This is a genomic window from Protofrankia sp. Cj3 (genome assembly GCF_917627355.1).
Classification (GTDB): domain Bacteria; phylum Actinomycetota; class Actinomycetes; order Frankiales; family Frankiaceae; genus Protofrankia.
In genome coordinates, this window is record NZ_CAKJTR010000129.1 from 8,898 (window position 1) to 12,485 (window position 3,588).

The following is a 3,588-nucleotide window of genomic DNA, read 5'->3' on the forward strand; positions in this document are numbered from 1 at the left end:
GCTCTTACACACGCCCGATGCGGTAGTTGTCGGTCCAGATAAGTTGATATTGTACATATGTACCCGGGCGCCGAGAAACAATCATCTGCCCGCCGCCGGCGTACAGGCCGTTGTGGTACGCTCGCCCTTGATCATCCAAAAAGAAGATCACATCACCTAGGCGAACATCGGCCCGGCTGACTGGGTGTAGCGCGTCGAACTGCTCGTAGGTTGTACGGGGTACTGAGACGCCCACCTGCGCGTAGACATACTGGATGAGACCTGAGCAGTCGAAGTCATTCGGTCCGGCGCCACCATAGCGATAGGGCTTACCGATCTGCTGCTGGGCGACCGCGACTGCCGCCGCGCCGAGCGAGTTCGACCCTGCGGTCGAGTCCGGCGGCTGCGCTGTCGTCGTCCCGAAAAGCGCACTCCACGTCAATGGCCCGACAATTCCATCAGCCACCAAGCCCGCGCCAGCCTGGAAACTCCGGACGGCGCTCTCCGTCGCTGGGCCAAAATCCTGGTCGGCCGTGATCCCCAACCGGCGCTGGACCTCCGCGACTGGCTCTCCCCGGCTCCCTCGGCCCAGCAGCCGACCGGGATACTCCAGCGCCGCGAGCTGCACGGTGCTGGACGCTGAGGAGGACGATGTGTACCAGACCGCGTCCGTGGAAGAAGGTACGGCATTTTCCGTATACCCATTGCGTGGAGCGTGCTCACTTGCGGTGGCCGGACGAGGCGCAAGCGCCACCGCGACGGCAACAGCACAGGAGAACGCAGTTACCGTTGGTGAGACTGCACGGCTTGAGATGGACATTACCATCGCCCCTCCGCCGCCGTCCGGGCAGCGAGCCCGGGCCCCGTCCGCGTGCGTCTCGCGGACACGGGGATGCGGACGGGCCTCGGCGGTCATCCCCGTTACTCACGGTGATAGTGAGCACCCTCACGCTAAGAGACGACCGAAGAACTTTCAGCGATACTAGTTACCAAGAGTAACAGCGTTGGCTTGCCGTCCGATCAACAGGCAGCGGGCAACAGGCGTGGCAGCGCCGGCCGGCCGCTACAGGCCGACCCGGCCGGAGGGGTTGTCCCGGTCGAACAAACGGCCCGCCCGCACGTAGCTGTCCAGTGAGGTGGACGAGCGCCACCGTCCTTGCCGCATGATCGCCCGGTCGGGCACGCCGGCGCGGGCGGCGGCCGTGGCGAACCCGGACCGTAGTGAATGGCCGGCGAAGTCGGTGGGGGACAGACCCGCCGATGAGACCCGCCGTTGGACGATGCGGGCGACCGATCCCGGGTAGAGCCGTCCGCTGCTCACCCCGCCGTGCCGGTTGATCGCGCGGAACGCCGGCCCGTGCGTAATGCCGGCAGTCTCCCGCCAGGCGATCCACGACCGGACCGGGCAGGTCGGCCGGTAGGAACCGAAGGTCAGGCCGACCAGCGCGCCGCTTGCGTCCTGGTCGGTCTTGGATCTGCGGATGGTGAGGATCACGCCGTCCGGCGTCTCGGCGATGTCGGCCAGGTCGAGCGCGACGAGCTCGCTGCGGCGTAGGCAGCCGGCGAAGCCGACGAGTAGCAGCGCCCGGTCGCGGATGTCGGCGAGCCGGGAGTCGTCCAGCTCGGCGAGCACCTGGGTGAGCAGGCGGGTCTCCAACGCGTTCTTGCGGTTCGGCGCGGCGCCGTGGGTGCGGCGGATGCCGTCCCAGACGGTCGCCGCCTCAGGGGATGACGCCGGATTGGGGTGGCGGCCCAGCTGGTGTGCCACGGAGATCGCGGCTAGCCGCCGGCGGATGGTGGTCGGCCTGTATCCGGCGTCGGCGAGCGCCGCCAGATAACCGGCCACGGTTTCCGGGGACGCGGGCAGCACCGCCAGCTGCGGCGACTGGTCGGCACACCACGCACCGAAGTGGCGAAGGTCGGTCTCGTAGGCGCGCCAGGTCGAGGGGGCCCGTGCGGCCCGGGCATAGTCGGCCACCCGCTCGACCAGGTCCGGCGAGAGCGCATCGTCGCTATCGAATCTACGGACAGCAACTTCTGAGCCGCCTTCGCTCATGTTCGTAACCCACCCTTTCGGCGCCCGGCTGACGCCCGAGAAGTAAAGCTTATCGGGCGTCAGAACGAGAACTGTTTCGTATCAGATTATCGTATCGATACACAACTAAACAACGTTTCAAAACGAAACGTTAAACGATATGGTGCAGGGCGATGCTGGACGCCGGCTGAACCTTCGGCTGCGCCTTCCAGCGACGAGGTGGACAGCATGGGTCGGCTCGCCATGCTCAGCGCGGCCTCTCGCCGCGGGGGCGTGCCGCGGCGAGGCCACCAGCGGGCTGACGCCCGTATGCCTGCGACGGCCAGCGTGTGTGTCCACTCATGCGGGTTCGGTGCGAACATCCCGAATCATGAATATGTCGCCGGGCTGAATGGTGGCTTTTCCGAACCGACATCTGTTTTTCGGTTGTTTTTCGGTGGACCGCTCCACGGCATCCACAGCATCCGCGACGAACGGCCGGCCGGCGGCCACGGAACGGATTGCCGTGCTGATGTTCCCGCCGTGCTAGCCTCCCCCCGTCTCATTGTCACCGGTCCGTTTTTCCAGGAATCTGGACCACCTGCCGAAAGAGGTATCCAGAAATGATGCGCCGTCTCGCGCTTGCCGTAATTGCGGCTGGCGCTGTCACCGGCCTGATCGCAACGCCGGCGTCGGCCAGCAGCACATTCAGCGTCGTGCAGCCTCACCAGAGATATGCCGGCAAAACGTACGGACAGTGGTCGGCAGCCTGGTGGCAGTGGGCGGTCAGTGCCCCGGATCCCGACAGCCCCCTCAACGATCCAACAGGGGAGAACTGCGCCGTCAACCAGAGCGGACCGGTGTGGTTTCTCGCCGGCACCCCTGGGACCAGCAGCCCGAGCTGCACTGTGCCCGCAGGCAAGGCAATCCTGTTTCCAGTCATCACCGCCGAATGCTCCAGCGTGGAGAAAAACGGCACGACTGAGGCGGAGTTGCGCGCCTGCGCGGCGAACTACATCAACCACGCGACAGCCCTGCACGCAAGCGTTGACGGAACCCCGATCGACCTCGGGCCCGCCGGCAGCCGGTTCCGGTTCCAGTCTCCGTTTTTCCGGATCTGCTTCGTGCCGGACAACCCCATTTACCCTGACGGCGGAAAAGGACGGTCAGTCTCCGACGGTGTCTGGGTGTTGCTGCGGCCATTGCCGCCAGGCCAGCATGAGATCAACTTCGCTGGGACAATCTCCATTCCCGAGGCCACTCCGCCTGTCAACTTCCAGATATCCGTCAACTATCACGTGACGGTTGCGGATCAGTCCTCCGATTATGAGGAGCCGGAAATCCCTGCCTATTGGCGTTGGTAGTCACCGACGGCCGAGCCGTTCCCGCCGCGGGGTGTCTATGCACGGATGCTGGTCCAGCAGTCCCGTATTGATGAGGAACTGCGCGCCGACGCCGAGGAATGGGCCAGCTACCAGATCGCTGCCGACGCTCTCGGGGCGCGACACGCGTCAGCCATGGCGCTGGAATGGGCAGGACGTGCCGCGGTCCACTCGGTCCTGGTCCGGGATAACGCGGCCCTCACCGGGTGCCAG

General features: G+C 65.7%; 3 protein-coding genes and 1 pseudogene. 2 read left to right on the forward strand and 2 right to left on the reverse strand.

Annotated elements, in window-relative coordinates; genetic code table 11:
* Positions 1–4 precede the first annotated feature (4 nt).
* Both MJ783_RS23735 and MJ783_RS16560 read right to left on the reverse strand, forming a co-directional pair.
* Complete coding sequence (locus tag MJ783_RS23735) at positions 5–895, reverse strand: NlpC/P60 family protein (RefSeq protein ID WP_370651652.1); 891 nt, start codon at positions 893–895, stop codon at positions 5–7.
* A gap of 147 nt (positions 896–1,042) precedes the next feature.
* On the reverse strand, positions 1,043–2,035 hold the full coding sequence (locus MJ783_RS16560; protein WP_239311349.1) for a tyrosine-type recombinase/integrase: 993 nt from the start codon (positions 2,033–2,035) through the stop codon (positions 1,043–1,045).
* A gap of 581 nt (positions 2,036–2,616) precedes the next feature.
* On the opposite strand from MJ783_RS16560, the gene MJ783_RS16565 reads away from it, so the two are divergent.
* Together MJ783_RS16565 and MJ783_RS16570 are read left to right on the forward strand one after the other, a co-directional pair.
* The gene (locus MJ783_RS16565) at positions 2,617–3,357 is read left to right on the forward strand and encodes a hypothetical protein (RefSeq protein WP_239311350.1); all 741 of its coding nucleotides are present in this window, start codon (positions 2,617–2,619) and stop codon (positions 3,355–3,357) included.
* A 45-nt stretch (positions 3,358–3,402) separates the two neighbouring features.
* Positions 3,403–3,588 (forward strand): annotated as a pseudogene (locus tag MJ783_RS16570) (hypothetical protein); the annotation flags it as partial.

Coding starts and splice junctions, on each gene's coding strand:
- MJ783_RS23735 (WP_370651652.1), bottom strand. CDS start 895: ATGACCGCCGAGGCCCGTCCGCATCCCCGTGTCCGCGAGACGCACGCG.
- MJ783_RS16560 (WP_239311349.1), bottom strand. CDS start 2,035: ATGAGCGAAGGCGGCTCAGAAGTTGCTGTCCGTAGATTCGATAGCGAC.
- MJ783_RS16565 (WP_239311350.1), top strand. CDS start 2,617: ATGATGCGCCGTCTCGCGCTTGCCGTAATTGCGGCTGGCGCTGTCACC.